This window comes from Pseudomonas sp. TWR1-1-4, assembly GCF_049897165.1.
Taxonomy (GTDB): Bacteria; Pseudomonadota; Gammaproteobacteria; order Pseudomonadales; family Pseudomonadaceae; genus Aquipseudomonas; species Aquipseudomonas canadensis.
Genome location: NZ_JAFCVS010000002.1, coordinates 142927 through 159317 on the forward strand (window position 1 = coordinate 142927; position 16391 = coordinate 159317).

General features: G+C 60.5%; 17 protein-coding genes and 1 tRNA gene. 8 read left to right on the forward strand and 10 right to left on the reverse strand.

Annotation, left to right across the window (positions count from 1 at the left end; all coding sequences use genetic code 11):
• Positions 1–182: 182 nt before the first annotated feature.
• The 3 genes from ACP7C6_RS05325 to ACP7C6_RS05335 all read left to right on the forward strand — a co-directional run bounded on the left by ACP7C6_RS05325 (position 183) and on the right by ACP7C6_RS05335 (position 3160).
• A complete protein-coding gene (locus tag ACP7C6_RS05325) occupies positions 183–2468 on the forward strand; it encodes an acylase (RefSeq protein ID WP_426108375.1) in 2286 nt (761 codons plus the stop codon).
• A gap of 212 nt (positions 2469–2680) precedes the next feature.
• Positions 2681–2754: transfer RNA gene (locus ACP7C6_RS05330), tRNA-Cys, on the forward strand.
• 208 nt (positions 2755–2962) lie between these two features.
• Positions 2963–3160 (forward strand): hypothetical protein, encoded by a 198-nt coding sequence (locus tag ACP7C6_RS05335; protein WP_028616273.1) that lies wholly within the window; start codon positions 2963–2965, stop codon positions 3158–3160.
• Between the two features lie 38 nt (positions 3161–3198).
• Here the strand turns inward: ACP7C6_RS05335 and ACP7C6_RS05340 are convergent, their stop codons facing one another.
• The 6 genes from ACP7C6_RS05340 to gcvA all read right to left on the reverse strand — a co-directional run bounded on the left by ACP7C6_RS05340 (position 3199) and on the right by gcvA (position 7279).
• The gene (locus ACP7C6_RS05340) at positions 3199–3453 is read right to left on the reverse strand and encodes a hypothetical protein (RefSeq protein ID WP_028616272.1); all 255 of its coding nucleotides are present in this window, start codon (positions 3451–3453) and stop codon (positions 3199–3201) included.
• The gene (locus tag ACP7C6_RS05345) at positions 3454–3984 is read right to left on the reverse strand and encodes a GNAT family N-acetyltransferase (protein WP_426108376.1); all 531 of its coding nucleotides are present in this window, start codon (positions 3982–3984) and stop codon (positions 3454–3456) included.
• A gap of 52 nt (positions 3985–4036) precedes the next feature.
• On the reverse strand, positions 4037–4579 hold the full coding sequence (locus tag ACP7C6_RS05350) for a hypothetical protein (RefSeq protein ID WP_050587844.1): 543 nt from the start codon (positions 4577–4579) through the stop codon (positions 4037–4039).
• 100 nt (positions 4580–4679) lie between these two features.
• Positions 4680–5441 (reverse strand): SDR family oxidoreductase, encoded by a 762-nt coding sequence (locus ACP7C6_RS05355; protein ID WP_028616270.1) that lies wholly within the window; start codon positions 5439–5441, stop codon positions 4680–4682.
• Positions 5442–5470: 29 nt separating this feature from the next.
• The gene (locus tag ACP7C6_RS05360) at positions 5471–6298 is read right to left on the reverse strand and encodes a DMT family transporter (protein ID WP_028616269.1); all 828 of its coding nucleotides are present in this window, start codon (positions 6296–6298) and stop codon (positions 5471–5473) included.
• A 75-nt stretch (positions 6299–6373) separates the two neighbouring features.
• A complete protein-coding gene (gene gcvA, locus ACP7C6_RS05365; protein ID WP_028616268.1) occupies positions 6374–7279 on the reverse strand; it encodes a transcriptional regulator GcvA in 906 nt (301 codons plus the stop codon).
• 209 nt (positions 7280–7488) lie between these two features.
• Between gcvA and ACP7C6_RS05370 the strand changes: the two genes are divergently transcribed.
• The 5 genes from ACP7C6_RS05370 (at position 7489) to ACP7C6_RS05390 (ending at position 11382) form a co-directional block, all read left to right on the forward strand.
• Complete coding sequence (locus ACP7C6_RS05370) at positions 7489–7953, forward strand: hypothetical protein (protein WP_028616267.1); 465 nt, start codon at positions 7489–7491, stop codon at positions 7951–7953.
• 123 nt (positions 7954–8076) lie between these two features.
• Entirely contained in the window at positions 8077–8238 is a 162-nt protein-coding gene (locus ACP7C6_RS05375) for a hypothetical protein (protein WP_162834921.1), read from the forward strand.
• Between the two features lie 268 nt (positions 8239–8506).
• Positions 8507–9115 carry a LysE family translocator gene (locus ACP7C6_RS05380; protein WP_426108378.1) on the forward strand — a complete coding sequence of 203 codons (609 nt, stop codon included), beginning with the start codon at positions 8507–8509 and terminating at the stop codon, positions 9113–9115.
• A gap of 319 nt (positions 9116–9434) precedes the next feature.
• Entirely contained in the window at positions 9435–10442 is a 1008-nt protein-coding gene (locus tag ACP7C6_RS05385) for a GlxA family transcriptional regulator (protein ID WP_073860000.1), read from the forward strand.
• Between the two features lie 34 nt (positions 10443–10476).
• On the forward strand, positions 10477–11382 hold the full coding sequence (locus tag ACP7C6_RS05390; protein ID WP_426108379.1) for an ADP-ribosylglycohydrolase family protein: 906 nt from the start codon (positions 10477–10479) through the stop codon (positions 11380–11382).
• Positions 11383–11597: 215 nt separating this feature from the next.
• Here ACP7C6_RS05390 and ACP7C6_RS05395 read toward each other — a convergent pair whose 3' ends face one another.
• The 4 genes from ACP7C6_RS05395 to ACP7C6_RS05410 are packed head-to-tail and all read right to left on the reverse strand — an operon-like array spanning position 11598 to position 16388.
• A complete protein-coding gene (locus ACP7C6_RS05395; protein WP_122684930.1) occupies positions 11598–12836 on the reverse strand; it encodes an FAD-dependent oxidoreductase in 1239 nt (412 codons plus the stop codon).
• A gap of 3 nt (positions 12837–12839) precedes the next feature.
• Entirely contained in the window at positions 12840–14411 is a 1572-nt protein-coding gene (locus ACP7C6_RS05400; RefSeq protein ID WP_426108380.1) for an aldehyde dehydrogenase (NADP(+)), read from the reverse strand.
• A 60-nt stretch (positions 14412–14471) separates the two neighbouring features.
• The gene (locus tag ACP7C6_RS05405; protein ID WP_068933042.1) at positions 14472–15419 is read right to left on the reverse strand and encodes a dihydrodipicolinate synthase family protein; all 948 of its coding nucleotides are present in this window, start codon (positions 15417–15419) and stop codon (positions 14472–14474) included.
• A 42-nt stretch (positions 15420–15461) separates the two neighbouring features.
• Complete coding sequence (locus ACP7C6_RS05410) at positions 15462–16388, reverse strand: 4-hydroxyproline epimerase (RefSeq protein WP_323985988.1); 927 nt, start codon at positions 16386–16388, stop codon at positions 15462–15464.
• Between the last annotated feature and the right edge of the window lie 3 nt (positions 16389–16391).

Below are 16391 nucleotides of genomic sequence, written 5' to 3' on the forward strand. Positions count from 1 at the left end.
AGACGAACGAGCGAGCGAAATCATGAAGTCCCGGATGTAGAAATTTTGTCAGTATCGGTTTTGTCACATCTGCGCGGCCTTAAATAAACGCGCTGTCGCGCTAAATTATTCCTGGTGATTTGCGTTCTTACGGTGGGGTCATTACCCCTTGTGAGGCGGTTAAATCTGACGGTGGAGTTTGCGTGATTATTTCCAATGGGTTGTCCAGGGTATGTGTGGCGGGCGTGTTGCTGGGGTTGAGCCTGGCCGTCTCGGCGCGGGAACAAGTGACGCAAGCCTCGGCGGATATCCGGCGTACCAGTTACGGCGTGCCGCACATTCGCGCCAACGATGAGCGTGGCCTGGGCTTCGGCATCGGCTACGCCTACGCCCAGGACAACCTGTGCCTGCTGGCCAATGAAGTGGTCACGGTGAATGGCGAGCGCGCCAAGTTCTTCGGCCCCGAGCAGGCGACCCTGGAAGAGCGCAATAACCTGGCCAGTGATGTGTTTTTCACGTGGCTCAATACGCCGGAATCGGTCGCCGCATTCTGGAAAGCGCAAAGCCCGCAGATCCAACAGCGTATCGAAGGTTACGTGGCCGGCTACAACCGCTACCTGAAAGAGCAGGGCGCTCCGGCGCAGTGCCAGGCGGCGTGGGTGCGGCCCTTGGTGGCTGAAGACTTGGTCAAGCTGACCCGTAGGTTATTGGTGGAAGGCGGTGTCGGCCAATTCGCTGAAGCCCTGGTCGGTGCGACGCCGCCCCAAGCCGCAGCCAGTGTATCGACCGACTCGAAAGCCTTTGAATTGGCCGCCGCCAATCAGCAGCGCTTCGCCTTCGATCGTGGCAGCAACGCCGTAGCGGTGGGCCGCGATCGTTCGTTCAACGGGCGCGGCATGCTGCTGGCCAACCCGCACTTCCCGTGGGTGGGAGGCATGCGCTTCTATGAAATGCACCTGACCATCCCCGGTCAGCTGGATGTGATGGGCGCTGCGTTGCCGGGCCTGCCGGTGATCAATATCGGCTTCAACCAGCATGTGGCGTGGACCCACACCGTGGACACGTCCAAGCACTTCACCCTGTATCGCCTGACCCTGGACCCGAAGGATTCCACGCGCTATCTGCTCGATGGCAAATCCGTGGCCCTGGATAAAACCACGGTGACGGTGCAGGTCAAGCAAGCCGATGGCAGCCTCAAGGGCCAGTCGCACACCGTCTATAGCTCGCAATTCGGCCCGGTGGTGCAATGGCCGGGCAAGCTCGACTGGGACAGCCATTACGCTTTCAGCCTGCGTGACGCCAACCTGGGCAACGACCGCGTGCTGCAACAGTGGTACGCGATGAACCGCGCGGGCAGTCTGGACCAACTGAAAACCTCGGTGCGCACCCTGCAAGGTATCCCGTGGGTCAACACCCTGGCCGCCGATGACCAGGGCCAGAGCCTGTACATGAACCAGTCGGTGGTGCCCAACGTCAGCGCGGCCAAACTCGCACAATGCAGCGACCCCCGTGCCGGCCTGCAGATGATCATGCTCGACGGCGCCCACAGCGCCTGCGCCTGGGACGTTGACCCACGCGCAGTCCAGGCCGGCATCTTCGCGGCCGACCAACTGCCGCAACTGCAACGCACCGACTACGTCCAGCACTCCAACGACTCGGCCTGGCTAGCCAACCCCAAGGCGCCGCTCACCGGCTTCTCCCCGGTGATCAGCCAGGACCACATCGGCCTTGGCCCACGCGCGCGTTTTGCCTTGCAACGCCTGCAATCCCTGGACAAACCGATCAGCGTCACCGACCTGCAAAACATGGTGATGGACAACGAGGTGTACCTGGCGAGCCAAGTCATGCCCGACCTGCTCGCATTCTGCGCCAAACACCTCGGCGCCGACGCCACTGCGCTGCAACCCCTGTGCACCCACCTGAAAAACTGGGACCAACACGCCAACCTCGACAGCGGCATCGGCCTGGTGCACTTCATCAACCTGGTGCAACACCTGCAGCAAATTCCCGATGCCTGGCGCGTCGCCTTCGACCCGGCGCAACCCCTCACCACGCCACGTGGCCTGGCTATCGACCGCACCGATGTCGCCAAAGCCCTGCGCGAAGCCATGCTGGCGTCCACCGCCGATGTCGCTAAACTCGGCCTGACCGCCAACAGCACCTGGGGCGACCTACAAGTCTCCGGCCAAACCCCGATCCACGGCGGCCCGCAAGAACTGGGGATCTACAACGCCATGCAAACCGTGCCCCGCGCCGACGGCAAGCGCGAAGTGGTCAGCGGCACCAGCTACCTGCAAATCGTCACCTTCGACGACGAGGGGCCCAACGCCCAAGGCGTACTCGCGTTCTCCGAGTCCAGCAATCCGGCGTCAAAACACGCCAAGGACCAGACCCAAGCCTTCTCCCAGAAAAAGCTCAGCCCGTTGCCCTTCACCGAAGCGCAAATCAAGGCCGACCCGCACTATCAACAGCTGCGCATCAAGGAGTAGGGCAGGTACGCAACTCCTTGATGCCAATACGAAATATTTTTGAAATCAAGGGGTTGCACGCTTTGGCAAATACGTACATAATGGCGCCCATCGAACGCAATGAAGCATTAAAAACTTCAATGTATTCAATGAGTTAGAGTAGAGGCAGGGTTTTACAGCCCACTCAAGTTTTTATCCGGTGAGTGTCAGCAGTCAGGACATTGATCGTTTGAGGCCGAGTAGCAAAATGGTTATGCAGCGGATTGCAAATCCGCCTACGCCGGTTCGATTCCGACCTCGGCCTCCACTCTTGAAAACCCCGTAGATTAACGTCTACGGGGTTTTTTATTGGCTTCGAAAAAGTTTTGGAAGTCTGGTGCGTTAGGAATTGACTCTGAAACGCCTTGCCATTGCGCAAGGCTTTCTGCCGTTCGTCAAGTACATCGCACTCGCAGACCACTGCCTGATCCCATGTTTAAGCGCCGATATCCCGAGCGTAAGAACGGAGAGCCAGCATGGAAATCAATGAAAATGCCCCTGGGAATATTTCTCAGCAGGATGTAACCCGCGGCACCGACAATGAGACAGGGCACGATCCGAAGCGCGATGAGGAGGGTGTTCCGTTGCCACCGGACGATGACGCGCCTCTTGAAGAGGACATGTCGGATGTAGACGCCGCTGATTCAGTGGCGAGCGAGCATCCCGACAACTGAACATTTGTAATTCAATGAGCCCGACCGCTGCGTCGGGCTTATAGGACCTGAGACCTGACGATCCTCTGGTCTTTGACTTCACCTGCATACGCCCGCAATTTCTCCTGCTGCGCCGCCAGCAGCGCGCAAATCTTCATCAATGCCACTGCCTCATCCGGCGTCTTGCCGCTGGCCGCCAAAGCGCTCAGCTCAACCACCGACCACCCAATCACCGCCGACGCATCTTCCAGGTCGTAGAACAGTTCCTGCTGCGCCGTCCTGGGCCCGTCGAGGCCTTGTATCAACTCATCCATTTATCCATCCTGCCGCTGCAGTTCAAGCCCCATCACATCCATCCCGATTTCAGCCAGGTCCGTCTTGAACGGAATTTCTCCGATCCACTTGAACCCAAACGCCTCATAAAACCGTCGTGCATCGGGATTGGACTTGAGCACCGTCAGCCACAGCGAGCGCTCACCACGCTCTACCGCCTGGTCGCAAATGAACTGCATAAATCGCTTGCCATACCCGCGCCCGGCGGCGGATTTGAGAAAGTAGATCTTGCGCAGTTCTGCGCCAGCTTCGCCTGTTATGGGCGCCGGCGCCGACCAGTTGACCTTTGCCACGCCTACGACTTGCGCGTTGTCATCTGAAGCGAGCAGCCATAGAGGGCTGTCGGATGTTTCGAGTGATTGGCGTAAGGCGTCGTGGGAAAAGTCCCGATCAAGGAACGCCTGCAATCCGGCAGGCGACCAGGTGTGTGCAAAGTGTTCTCGATAGGTGGTGCAGCCGACTTCGCGCAAGGCTTCAAGATCGGCTGGGGTCGCTGGATAGATACGGAGCATGGTGGTTCTCGTGTCAGTCGGTTGCCAGGCGGTGATCATGCGGCATTCGCGCTTAAGGAACGAGGCTATCGTCGAAATCTTCACGTTCGATGGTTGTATAAGCTTGCTCGCGAATCCCGCCTTCGGAATAGGTACAAAGCCGCCGTGTGGCTTTTTTTCCCTGCGGACGCACGACCACTCCCTCGCTCATCTCGGGGTCGTTGGGTTCTCCGGGTGTAAAATTGGTGCGCACCATACGGTCGAAAACGGCGTAGGTTACCCCATGATTGGTAAAGCGCAGATGAGCTTCGCCTCCACCGGAGTAGGCCGTGGAACTGAGCCAGAAGTGACCCTTCGGTGGGCTCGGTTTTTCGGGGTAGCTCAACTCGATTTTGCCGGGCGTACCAAATCGGTATTGCACATAGCCGGTTGTCGCTGAGAAATCGTGTGATGCGCAAACCGAGATCATTTTCGGCCCGGAGTCGCAGCCGAACAGCAGTGTTTCTTGCGTCTTGCACAGATAGTTCTGTTCCGACGTCCCCGCAAGCGCATCGAGCGCAATGGCACCCATCGTCAGGAAGCAAATGCCCTTTAGCATCGTGACGTTAATCCCCATGAGTTTTCCCGTTTTTTTCAATGGAACCGTTATCAGTATTTGTTCTGGTTGGATGCTCGATGACGCAGTGTGTGTTCCCAGTCAAGCGTGTGCAAATGTCTCACTTGCCCCCAGTCACATCCAGAAAGGTCCCGGTAACAAACGACGCCTCTTTACCTGCCAGCCACAGTATGGCCCGCGCCACTTCTTCGGGCTCGCCGCCCCGGCCCATCGGGATGCTTTCCTTGACGCGATCCACGCGACCCGGTTCTCCGCCGCTGGCGTGCATTTCGGTGTAGATATGCCCTGGGCGAACGCAGTTGACGCGGATGCCGTCGCGCGCGACTTCCTTGGATAGCCCGATGGTGAAGGTTTCCAGTGCTCCCTTCGACGCTGCGTAGTCGACGTACTCGTTGGGGCTGCCCAACCGCGCGGCGCCCGAGGAGACGTTGATCACGCTGCCGCCGTTGCCGCTGTGTCGAAAAGACATGCGCTTCACGGCTTGCTGCGCGCAGAGCATCGGGCCGATGGCATTGATTGCGAAGATGCGTTGCATGCGGGCAAAGTCGAGGTCTTCAAAGCGCGATTGAAGCGCGATGATTGCGGCGTTGTTGACCAGAACGTCGATGCGGCCGAACGTCTCGTCGATGGCTCGGAACAGATGCGCGACCTGTTCCGGGTCGGCACTGTCGGCGCGTATGGCCAAGGCGCGTCGTCCGAGCGCTTGCACGTCAGCCACCACGCCGAGTGCGGCGGCCTCATTGTTGATGTAGCTGATGACGACGTCATAGCCTTGCGCTGCGGCGAGCCGCGCCGTTGCCGCGCCTACACCCCGGCTACCGCCGGTGATCAGAATCAGGGGAGCTGAAGGGCCGGTAGCCATGTCTTGAACCTTTTATGAGGGAGGTGAATTTAGCCAATTAGCATCGTGCCGGTGGCAATCACTGCGCACGCCAGGACTTTGCGGACAGTCAGTGTCTCGCCCAGGAAGAAATAACCGATCAACGCCGCAAACAGTACGCTGGTCTCGCGCAAGGCCGAAACCGATCCCATCGGCGATTCAGACATGGCGTAGATAACAATGCCGTAGGCCAGCAGGGAGACCAGCCCACCCATCAAGGCGGTGATGAGCCCCGGGCGCGGGGCAAGCAGGCTGCGTGCGCCGCGCAGACCGATATAAACCAGCGGCATCAGTACGCCCCAGAGGGCGCACATCCAGGCGGTATAGGCCAGCGGCGCACCTGAAAGTCGCGCGCCTATGCCATCGGTGACGCTGTAGGCTGCGATGAAAAACCCCGTGCCCAAGGCGTAAGGCAAGCTGGGGACCGCGAGCCTGCGCTGTCTGAAAGCCAGTGAAATAATGCCGCTCGACACCAGTGCAATGCCGAACAGGGCGCTGGTGCTGAGGGTTTCGCCAGCAAACACCATGGCGAACAATGTGATCAAAATGGGCGAGGAGCCGCGGGCGATCGGGTAGGTTTGCCCCAGATCACCCACCTTGTAGCTGCGCACCAGGAACAGGTTATAACCGACGTGCAAGACACCCGAGAGCGCGGCGTAAGGCCAACTGGCAGCGGCAGGCGCTGGGAGGTACAGCGCAAAGCCCATGCTGACGAGGGCGACCGACAGGCACATCACGGTCATCGACCAGAGCCTGTCGGTGCCGACACGCAGCAGCGCGTTCCAGCTGGCGTGCAAGAGGGCGGCGAAGAGGACGAGTAATACGATAGGAAAGGGCATGCGCCATGTTAAGCAAACTGGCGGCTGGACAACAGCGAAGTCCCTTCATCCTGGCATGAGCCATTCCTCATACTGTCAACGATAGTGTTGCTGGGCCTGAGTCGACTCCGCCAGCAGCCAGTTACGAAAGCTGATGATGTGAGGCTGTGTTTCGAGCCCTTTGGGACAGACAAAGAAATAGGCGACCGGTGAGGCGAACGGCACATTGAACAGCCTCATGAGGCTGCCGTCGTTGATTTCGGCCTCGACATGGCCGCTACGGGCCAAGGCGATGCCCTGGCCCAGCAAGGCGGCTTCTATGGTCATGTTGGTGTCAGCAAACCTGACGCTTTCCTTGAGTGTCGAAACGCCCACGCCGACGTGCTCGAACCAGGCTTCCCACTTGGGCACCAGGTCTGCGCCGTCACGCGTAAGTAGCGGGTAACGCAACAATTCGGCGGGCTCGTTCGGGGTGCCAAAACGGTTAAGCAGGTCAGGGCTGGCCACCGGGAAAATTTGCTCCCTGAGCATGAACTCCGAATGCAAGGCGGGGTAATGACCGTTGCCCAGGCGGATCGCGACATCTGAATCCGCGCTGGAAAAGTTGATCGCTTTGTCACTGGTTTCCAGCGTGATTAGAATTTCCGGGTGCTGCTGCGACAGACCTGGCAACCGGGGCAGCAACCATTTCAGTGCGAAAGAATAGGTGGTGCTGACCTTGAGCCGAACCCTGCCTTTTTGTTCTCTAAGGTCCGTCAATGTGGCTTCCAGGTTCATGAAAAACTCGCGCACGATAGGCGCCAGTGCCGCACCGGCTGGGGTCAGCCGCAAAGACTTGCCGCGTTGGAAGAGTTGTAACCCCCAGAGGTCTTCAAGGTGCTTGAGTTGGTGGCTGACGGCGCTCTGGGTCACATGCAATTCTTCTGAGGCTGAAGTGAACGTCGCATGTCGGGTCGCGACTTCGAACGCGCGAAGCGTGGCAGTGGGGGGGAGATCTCTCATTGGTGGGTCCCGGCGAGCCTTGTTGTAATCAGTTTTTCCATGAGTGTAGGCTCATGCCAGCCGAATGGTGTGCGCTCATTGAAGCCGGACAGCCTGGCGTTGTGAATTGTTGTGAAGCACAGGTTAATGGCCCATTGCCCATGCTAACTTCGGCGCCAGGCTATCGTCAGCACGACGATTTCATTCGTACCTTCAGGGGAGCAGCGCCGATGTCTACTACCGTAACGCCCGCCGGCAGCGGGGCAAACACGCCTAAAGCGTCACCTTCGGCGTTCGATGACAAGTTGAACATTGCCAAGTCCAGCAAAGTGATTGCCGACTATATGCGCCAGACCGGCAAGTCGGCCATCACCAAGCAGGAGCTGACCCAGTTGGCCAACAATGCCTCGGGCAAAGTGCCTGCCGAGGTGTCCGATGCTGCCAAGTACATGGAGCGTCACCCTGACGTGTTCACCGCCATCGAAACCCACGACGTGGCCGGTGCCGATAACCTGTCGGGCGTGTGGAACTTCGATTGGGCGGCCAACGGTGGGCTGAAAGGCACCGCCACCGATGCCATTGCCAAGATGCAGGATACATTCGATTTTGCGATCGCCAAGTCGGCGCAAATCACCGAAATCAGCACTGCCAAAAAAGCCGAGCTGGACTCGACCAAACAACGGCCGCAGAACTGACGGCAGCTTGTACCGCCGGGCTTACAAACCCTACCAACAGGTTACACGATAGCCGTGACGCATTTGAGTTGGCACTGTCATATCCGGCGAGAAGTTAATCTCGTCAAGTAAGAGAGTGTGGTCATGAAGTTGAGTTATCTAACCAAGGCGGCAGTGGTTGTCGCGCTGTTGTCGACCTTGTCGGGCTGCTGGATGTTCATGCCGCCGGGTGGCGGCGGTGGTGGTGGTCACGGTGGAGGGCACGGGCAAGGCGGCGGCCCTGGCGGTGGTGGCGGCCCGCGCTGACGGGTAGAGATGGGAGGCAAGCCTTGATGAAGGGCTTGCCTCTTTTTTTGCCTCTGATAAACCCCAGGCAAAGAAAAGCCCGCGTGGGGCGCGCGGGCTAAAAGGATGTTCATTAGGAGCTGGATTCACCCTATTCCTCTATCTGTGAAAGGTTTGTGAAAGCTTTGGCAAAAAAGTGTATGCCTCAATCGTGACGTGGCTGTACGGGGCAGGGCAGTCCATAACCCTCTACTGTCGCTGGCATACCCCTCCGCTTGGATGCCGCGTTATGTTCATGTCTACCAGCCTGTTGTCAGCTTTTGTGCTGTTTGCCTTTGTGTCTTCGATCACCCCGGGGCCCAATAACACTATGTTGCTTGCGTCGGGCGTGAACTTCGGGTTTCGCCGCTCGATGCCTCACGCGCTGGGGATCAGCATTGGTTTCATGCTGCTGGTGATTTCGGTAGGCCTGGGGTTGGGCGAGGTGTTCAAGGTGTTTCCGTGGGCGTATACCGTGCTGCGCTACGTGGGCGCAGCCTACCTGCTGTACCTGGCGTGGAAGATTGCGACGGCGGGCGGCATGTCCGACAGCCCTGATGAACAGGGCAAGCCCATGACCTTCCTTGGCGCGGCGGCGTTCCAATGGGTGAACCCCAAGGCCTGGATCATGGCGTTGGGAGCAATCACCACCTATACGCCGGCTGAAGACTACGTCACCAATGTGCTGGTGATTGCACTGGTGTTCGCCGTGGTCAACCTGCCCAGCGTCTGCGTGTGGGTCGTGTGTGGCAGCGGCTTGCGCAATGTGTTGCGTGAGCCGCGCTGGTTGCGGGTGTTCAATTGGTCGATGGCGGCGTTGCTGGTGCTGTCACTGTACCCGATGCTGGTTGTCAGCTGAGGGCCGCTTCAGACGGGTGAGATGGTTGCCAGCAGGCCGATGCCGATGGTGAGTACCAAAAAGCCGAACAGGAAAAGTGCCATCTTGGTCATAAGGCCTCCGAAGGGAAGGGGGTGGGGATGGCGCTATTGTCCGCCCAGGAGGCGTTTCGATACAGATGCAGATGGCAAAGAAAAAACCGTATCAGATGCGCTTGCGGCTGTTCTGCCGGGGGCTTTGAAGGGTTAAGGTTTTTTCAGGCTCAGTGCCTGAGACAGCCAACGCATTTGCCCCTAAGATGGCGCCCAGTGCATCAACAATAAGAGTGGGCCAACCCTCGATGGAAAGACGTCAATTCAGCGGTGGCATGAAAGGCAAGAACCTGCGCTACCTCAACGAAACCTCGCAGCCGGCGTCGGTCACCCGCGTCGGCTTCCTGTTGCTCGAACACTTCTCCCTGCCGGCCTTCACCCAGACCCTCGACACGTTCGTTACCGCCAACCTGCTGCGTCCCGACCTGTTTGCCTCGCGTACGTTCGGCTGTGATGAGGGTGAAGTGATCAGCGACCTTGGTCTGGTGATCCGCCCGGATGCACGCCTGGACGTGGTGGCGCTGCAAGACCTGGAACTGCTGGTGATCTGCGGCGGCTTTCGCACGGAACTCAAGGCCGGCGAAGACTTCATTCATTTGCTGCGCGCTGCCGCCGAACAGGGCATCAGCCTCGCCGGCCTGTGGAACGGCGCTTGGTTCCTTGGCCGTGCCGGACTGTTACAAGGCTATCGCTGCGCCATCCACCCGGAACATCGCCCGGCACTGGCAGAAGTGTCCAAGGCCACCCACGTCACCAGCGAACCCTACGTGATCGATCGCGACCGCCTTACCGCCTCGAGCCCGTCTGGAGCCTTCCACATGGCGCTGGACTGGATCAAGGGCTTGCATGACAAGGCCCTGGTCGAGGGCATCGAAGACATCCTGGCCTTCGAAGAATCCCGCTACCGGCGCATCAAGCCCACCGAAAATGTCAGCGTCAGCGCGCCCCTGCGTGAAGTGGTGAAGCTGATGGACGCCAACCTCGAAGAACCCCTGGAGCTGGACCAGTTGGCCGTCTACGCCGGCCGCTCTCGGCGCCAGTTGGAACGCTTGTTCAAGGAACAACTGGGTACCACGCCGCAGCGCTACTATATGGAACTGCGCGTGACGGAAGCGCGGCGGCTGTTGCAGCACACCGAGTTGTCACAGGTGGAGGTGCTGGTGGCGTGTGGGTTTGTTTCGCCGAGTCATTTCAGCAAGTGCTATAGCTCGTATTTCGGATATCGCCCCTCCAAGGAGAAGCGGTTGGTCAAGTAAGGTGATGACTGACTGATTTTTTCAAGGAAGGGTTATGCCTCTGACGCTTTTGGATCGTTATCGCGGTAGTTTGCTGGGCCTTGCGTGCGGCGATGCGGTAGGCACTACGGTTGAATTCATGCCTCGCGGCACATTCACACCGCTCACCGATATGGTGGGTGGAGGTCCGTTCAGCCTGAAGCCGGGCCAATGGACAGATGACACCTCAATGGCGCTGTGTTTGGCCGAAAGCCTGCTGTGCAAAGGTGGATTCGACGCAGCCGACCAGATGGGCCGGTATTTGAACTGGTGGAAGTGGGGCTACTTGAGCTCCACGGGCGATTGCTTTGATATCGGTATGACCGTGCGCTCTGCACTCACGGCATTCGAGACGCACGGTGATCCATTTGCGGGCTCTACTGATCCTTTTTCTGCGGGCAACGGCTCGCTTATGCGTCTCGCGCCGATAGTGTTGTTTTACTTCCCTGACGTTTACTCTATCGACGATTTTTCCCGTCAAAGTTCTCGTACGACGCATGGCGCTCAAGAGGCAATCGAGTGCTGCGTGGTGCTGGCGCGGGCAATCAGTAATGCGTTGAGTGGTGCGACAAAGGAGCAGATGTTGAGTGTTTCGCGTGCCGGTATCTCTGCGCCGAAGGTCGTAGCAATTGCCCAGGGGGATTATTGCAGCAAGAGGCTCGCGCAAATCACGGGTTCTGGTTACGCGGTGGCCTCATTAGAAGCGGCGCTGTGGTGTGTCCTTCAGACTGACAGCTTCGCCGACGCGGTGTTGGCGGCCGCGAACCTGGGCGGTGATGCTGATACAACGGCTGCTATCGTTGGGCAATTGGCGGGGGCACATTATGGCGTGCAAGGTATTCCGCAGGCGTGGTTGGAAAAGCTTTGCATGCGTGATGACATTGAAGAAATGGCTGACGCATTGTTCAAGGCCTCTACTTAAAACCTGTTACCCATCAACTAAGGGATCACGAAGCTCCCTGAAGTGAGCCGATTTGCTGGGGTAAACAGGCTTGTTGTGGTGAGCAGGCTTGCCCTGCGCTGGGCCGCGAAGCGGCCCCACTGCAGGCACCGCAGTTCTTCAGTCGGAAATCGGCCGTCTGGGTTTAGGGCTGCTTCGCAGCCCAGCGCAGGGCAAGCCTGCTCACTACAGAGAGCTCAGAATCGGTCCAGGCGATAGGGTGCCAATGATGGCGCTTGCCCCCCACGCGCTAACTCACCAACCCACTCCGCCGTCACCGCCGCCTGTGTAAGCCCTAAATGCTGATGCCCAAACGCAAGCAGCACCTTCCCGTCACACACCCGGTCAATCACTGGCAGCGAGTCTGGCAATGACGGCCGAAACCCCATCCACGGCGTTGCACCTTCTGCACTCAAGTCCTCGCGAAACAACCCCTTGCTCAACCGATGCAGTTGCCAGGCACGCTCCATATTCGCAGGCCGATCAAGGCCGGCGAATTCCACCGTGCCGGCCAGGCGCAAGCCGTCGGTCATGGGCGTCATGATGAATTTACGCTCCAGGGAGGTGACCGCAAACGGCAGACGGTGGTGTTCATTGGGCAGCATCAGGTGGTAGCCGCGCTCGGTGTCCAGCGGGACTTTTTTGCCGGTCAGGGCGGCGGTCAGTTTGGCCGAATGGGCGCCGCAGGCGATCAAGACCTGACGCGCGCTCAGCGGTTCCTGGTCAGTGGAGAGTGAGATGCCCTGTGCGTCGACGCGGCCATCCAGCACCTGGCGTTTAAGAAACTGCACGCCGCTGGCTCTGGCTGCCCGCACCAGTTCGCAGACCACGTGGTAAGGATCAAGAAAGTGCCCGGTGCCGGGAAAAAACAGCCCGCCCTGAATGTTGTCGCTCAACTGCGGTACAGCCCCGCGTATGGCATCGCCGGACCAGAACGCCACCGGCACCTGCTGCTGTTGCATGCGCTGCTGCAAGGCATTGAGGGCTTCCCGTGAATCCGCCCGTTCAAACACCAGCAGCGAGCCATCCTCACGCAGCAACTCCGAGCGCCCAATGCTGTGCAGCAAGCGCTGCCAGGCGCCCAGGCTGCCTTCATTGAGCGCGCGGATACCCGCGACCGTGCGTCGATAGTTCGCCGGACGCAGGTTCAGCAGCAAACGCACGAACCAGGGCAGGGCGTGCGGCAAGTATTTCCAGTCCAGGCGCAGTGGGCCCATGGGGTCCAGCAGCATGCCGGGCAAGCGCTTGAGGATCGATAGGTCGGCGATGGGAAACACTTGCTCGGTCGCCAGGTGCCCGGCGTTGCCGTACGACGCGCCCATACCCGGTTCCTGCGGGTCGACCACCAGCACTTGGCGCCCCTGACGAGCCAGTTGCAGGGCACAGGCGACGCCGATGATGCCGGCGCCGACCACGATGATATCCGGATCGGACATGGCCTACGCCTCCCTCTGGCCATCGAGCAAGCGCCGCAGCAGCAAAGGGTTGCCGTGCTGGAGCGCGGCAGGCAACAGTGCATCGGGGAAGTCTTGATAACATACGGGGCGCAAAAACCGTTGGATCGCCGCCGTGCCCACCGACGTGCTGCGCGAATCGGATGTGGCGGGAAAGGGCCCGCCATGAACCATGGCATCACAGACTTCCACACCCGTCGGCCAGCCGTTGACCAGCAGGCGACCGGCCTTGCGCTCCAGAACCGGCAGCAGGGCTTTGGCGCTTGGCAGATCGTCTTCGTCCAGATGCAGGGTGGCGGTCAGTTGGCCTTCCAGGTGTTCGGACACCTGGCGCACTTCTTCATTGTTGGCGCAGACGACTATCAGCGACGCCGCGCCGAAGACTTCGGCCTGCAGGTGTTGATTGGCCAGGAACGCTTGCGCCTGGGTCACAAACACATGGGCCTGGCCCTGGTTCGGGCCCGTCGCCGGCAAACCCTGTGCGACAACCTTGGCGTGTTCGGTCAATGCGCCCACGCCGGAATCGTAGGCACTGGCGATACCGGGTGTGAGCATGGTCTGCGCCACGCAACTCGGCAGCAACTCACTGGTGGTGCGGATGAAGCGATCCAGGGCCGGCCCTTGCACCCCGATCACCAACCCTGGGTTGGTGCAGAACTGCCCGGCACCCTGGGTCAATGAAGCCACGAAACCCTGGGCCAATGCTTCACCCCGGGCGGCCAGTGCCGCCGCAAACAGGTACACCGGGTTGATTGAGCTCATTTCCGCATACACCGGAATTGGCTCGGCCCGTGCCTGCGCCGCCTGTGTCAACGCCACGCCACCGCTGCGCGAGCCGGTAAAGCCAACTGCCTTGATGCGCGGATCGGTGACCAACGCAATCCCCACCTCGCGACCTGAACCGTACAGCAACGAAAACACGCCCTCGGGCAAACCACAGGCCTGAACGGCTTGCGCCACCGCCCGGCCCACCAGTTCACTGGTGCCTGGATGCGCGCCATGGGCCTTGACCACCACCGGGCAACCGGCGGCCAGCGCGGAGGCGGTATCGCCACCCGCCACGGAAAACGCCAGGGGGAAGTTGCTCGCACCAAACACGGCCACCGGGCCCAGCGCGATATGGCGCTGGCGCAGGTCTGGGCGAGGCAGCCGCTGGCGTTGCGGCTGTGCAGGGTCCACCCGCACATCCAGCCATTCCCCGGCGCGTACGGTGCGGGCGAAGGTGCGCAGTTGGCCGCAAGTACGCCCGCGCTCGCCTTGAATGCGCGCGTGGGGCAGGCCGGTTTCGGCGACGGTACGTTCGATCAGCTCATCACCCAGGGCTTCGATTTGCGCGGCGATGGTCTCAAGGAATGTGGCTCGAACCTCCAGCGAGGTTTCGCGGTACCCATCAAACGCGGCCCACGCCAGAGCGCACGCCTTGGCCACTTGTTCGCCGTTGCCGCCCGGATAGGCCGGTTCCATGGGGGTGTCGGTCGCGGGATTGACCGCCCGGATCGCCTCGCGATTGCCGGTAGTGGCGTGCTGACCGATCAGCATTTTGCCCGTCAGAGTCATGGGATCGTCCTGGTAGAAAAGAGGTTGGCCGCTGCGAGAACCGCAGCGGCGCGCAAGGGGTCAGGCGACGTTCTGTTCCGCCGACCAGGTGGCGTACCACTGGCGGAACAGCGCGTACTGGTTTTCGGCGTAACGACGTTGCGCGTCGCTGAGCGCGTCGGTGTCGTTGAAGTGCAGGGCGTAGCCTTTATCACCGTTGAGCACCATCAAGTGCTTGTAATACAGCACCAGGTCGCAGCCTTCATCGAACGACGACAGCACCGCCAGCGCCGCTTCCAGCTCACGGGCCTGGCGACGGGCCTTGGCATCGCCCTTGGCGGCTTTTTTGCTCAAGGCCACCAATTGCAACACTTCCCGGGGCAGCGCGTTGCCGATGCCGGTAATGGCGCCGGTGGCGTTACAGTTGACGAAGCCGTGCACCACCTGGGTGTCCACGCCGACCATCAAGGTCACGTTATCGTCCTGGGAGGTGATGTGTTCGGCGGCGTAGCGCAGGTCGGCACCGCCGCCAAATTCCTTGAAGCCGATCAGGTTCGGGTGTTCGCGGCGCAGTTCGAAGAACAGGTCGGCGCGGGTGGCGAAGCCGTAGTAGGGGCTGTTGTAGATCACCGCCGGCAGATTCGGCGCGGCCTTGAGGATGGCCGAGAAGTGCGCCTTTTGCGCGGTGGCCGAGGCACCACGGGACAGCACGCGCGGAATCACCATCAGGCCATGGGCGCCGACCTTGGCCGCATGGGCAGCATGGGCCACGGCTTCGCGGCTGTTGACCGCGCCGGTGCCAACGATGGTCGGCACACCGGCTGCCACCAGGCGTGCCACGCCTTCCTGGCGTTCGGCCTCGGTGAGCAACGGCCAGTCGCCCATGGAGCCGCAGTACACCACGGCACTCATGCCGATATCGATCAACTCGCGGCCCTTGGCGACCAGGGCGTCGAAGTCCGGCTTGCGCTCGGCGGTGCATGGGGTCATCAGGGCGGGGATGCAGCCGGTGAAGATGTTGTCGCTCATTGTTCTAACTCCTTGGAACGTTCAGTACAAACAGGGAAGGGCTCAGATGCCCCAGGCAAAAGGGTCACGCTCGTCGATCAGCAAGGTGCTGTCGGCGGTCATGTAGGCGCTGCCAGTGATGAAGGGGCGGATGTGCTCGCCGTCCCATTCGTAGCGGCCTTCGAATTGGCTGCCGGTGATGCTGGCTTGGGTCCAGGTTTCACCCGGCTTGAGTTTTTCATCGGCGGCCAGGCAGGCCAGCTTGGCGCTGGTGCCGGTGCCGCAGGGCGAGCGGTCGTAGGCTTTACCGGGGCACATCACGAAGTTGCGGCTGTCGGCGTGGTCGTCGTCGGCGAACAACTCGATATGGTCGATCAGTGCACCGTCTGCACCCTGAATGCCTTGCTCTTCCAAGGCCTTGAGCATCGCCCAGGTGTAGTCGGTAAGCGCATCCACGTTGTCCATCTGCAAGCGTTGGCCATGGTCCGACACCAGGAAAAACCAGTTGCCGCCCCAGGCGATATCGCCGTAGGCCATGCCATGCCCCGGCACTTGCACCGGCACCTGCTGGCGCAGGCGATAGGCGGGTACGTTGCGCAGGGTTACGCTGCCGTCTTCGTGCAGTGTGGCCGCCACCGGGCCAACGGGCGTGTCGATCGTGTGCACGCCGGGCTGGATACGGCCCAGGTGGTGCAGCGACGCAACCAGACCGATGGTGCCGTGGCCGCACATGCCGAGGTAACCAGCGTTGTTGAAGAAGATCACGCCACAGATCGCGCCTGGCGTAACGGGCTCGCAATACAGCGCGCCCACCAGTACATCATTGCCACGCGGCTCCAGCAGGCAGGCGCGGCGCCATTGATCATGCTCAGTGCGCAGGCTGTGCAGTTGATCGGCAATCGTCGCGCCGTTCAGCGCCGGGAAACCGCTCATGACCAGGCGCGTCGGTTCGCCGCCGGTGTGGGAGTCGATCACATGCAGTCGCTTCATAAA

Bases quoted from the DNA above. Each gene is read 5' to 3' on its own strand.
- ACP7C6_RS05335 (WP_028616273.1), top strand. From the start codon at position 2,963: ATGGAAATCAATGAAAATGCCCCTGGGAATATTTCTCAGCAGGATGTA.
- ACP7C6_RS05340 (WP_028616272.1), bottom strand. From the start codon at position 3,453: ATGGATGAGTTGATACAAGGCCTCGACGGGCCCAGGACGGCGCAGCAG.
- ACP7C6_RS05345 (WP_426108376.1), bottom strand. From the start codon at position 3,984: ATGCTCCGTATCTATCCAGCGACCCCAGCCGATCTTGAAGCCTTGCGC.
- ACP7C6_RS05350 (WP_050587844.1), bottom strand. From the start codon at position 4,579: ATGGGGATTAACGTCACGATGCTAAAGGGCATTTGCTTCCTGACGATG.
- ACP7C6_RS05355 (WP_028616270.1), bottom strand. From the start codon at position 5,441: ATGGCTACCGGCCCTTCAGCTCCCCTGATTCTGATCACCGGCGGTAGC.
- ACP7C6_RS05360 (WP_028616269.1), bottom strand. From the start codon at position 6,298: ATGCCCTTTCCTATCGTATTACTCGTCCTCTTCGCCGCCCTCTTGCAC.
- gcvA (WP_028616268.1), bottom strand. From the start codon at position 7,279: ATGAGAGATCTCCCCCCCACTGCCACGCTTCGCGCGTTCGAAGTCGCG.
- ACP7C6_RS05370 (WP_028616267.1), top strand. From the start codon at position 7,489: ATGTCTACTACCGTAACGCCCGCCGGCAGCGGGGCAAACACGCCTAAA.
- ACP7C6_RS05375 (WP_162834921.1), top strand. From the start codon at position 8,077: ATGAAGTTGAGTTATCTAACCAAGGCGGCAGTGGTTGTCGCGCTGTTG.
- ACP7C6_RS05380 (WP_426108378.1), top strand. From the start codon at position 8,507: ATGTTCATGTCTACCAGCCTGTTGTCAGCTTTTGTGCTGTTTGCCTTT.
- ACP7C6_RS05385 (WP_073860000.1), top strand. From the start codon at position 9,435: ATGGAAAGACGTCAATTCAGCGGTGGCATGAAAGGCAAGAACCTGCGC.
- ACP7C6_RS05390 (WP_426108379.1), top strand. From the start codon at position 10,477: ATGCCTCTGACGCTTTTGGATCGTTATCGCGGTAGTTTGCTGGGCCTT.
- ACP7C6_RS05395 (WP_122684930.1), bottom strand. From the start codon at position 12,836: ATGTCCGATCCGGATATCATCGTGGTCGGCGCCGGCATCATCGGCGTC.
- ACP7C6_RS05400 (WP_426108380.1), bottom strand. From the start codon at position 14,411: ATGACTCTGACGGGCAAAATGCTGATCGGTCAGCACGCCACTACCGGC.
- ACP7C6_RS05405 (WP_068933042.1), bottom strand. From the start codon at position 15,419: ATGAGCGACAACATCTTCACCGGCTGCATCCCCGCCCTGATGACCCCA.
- ACP7C6_RS05410 (WP_323985988.1), bottom strand. From the start codon at position 16,388: ATGAAGCGACTGCATGTGATCGACTCCCACACCGGCGGCGAACCGACG.